At 41.0% G+C, this 632-nt stretch carries 1 rRNA gene; it reads left to right on the forward strand.

Annotation, left to right across the window (positions count from 1 at the left end):
• Positions 1–8 precede the first annotated feature (8 nt).
• Positions 9–125 (forward strand): 5S ribosomal RNA (rrf, locus tag KW850_RS32650).
• Positions 126–632 lie beyond the last annotated feature (507 nt).

The following is a 632-nucleotide window of genomic DNA, read 5'->3' on the forward strand; positions in this document are numbered from 1 at the left end:
TTAAATAGTCTGGCAATTATGGCGAGAAGGTCACACCCGTTCCCATACCGAACACGGAAGTTAAGCTTCTCAGCGCCAATGGTAGTTGGGACACGCGTCCCTGTGAGAGTAGGACGTTGCCAGGCACATTAAAGACAACCTGAAAAGGTTGTTTTTTTGTTTAGGCTAAAATTGTTTGGTGTTAGACCATTAGTGATTGATTGTGCCTGTATTCTTCGAAGTGATTGATAAGTGATTGCTCTAGGAAAAATCACAATGCCCGTATAAGATAAAAAAAGCCCTTAACGGTCACTCTGAAGGGTTCACAGTGCCCGTATAAGATGAAAAAAGCCCTTAGCGGTCACTCTGAAGGATTCACAGTGCCCGTATAAGATGAAAAAGGCCCTTAACGGTCACTCTGAAGGGTTCACAGTGCCCGTATAAGATGAAGAAAGCCTATAACGGTCACTCTGAAGGGTTCACAATGCCCGTATAAGATAAAAAAGCCCATAACGGTCACTCTGAAGGATTGAGTCCATATAATTGTGTAAAAAGAAAATGAGTCAAATTAATTCCTCATGGTTACAATGTTAACGGCGAAGAAAACAATGTGGAGGAATTAATTATGACTCAAATACAGTTTAACCTAAATA

It is taken from the genome of Bacillus sp. sid0103 (genome assembly GCF_019219025.1).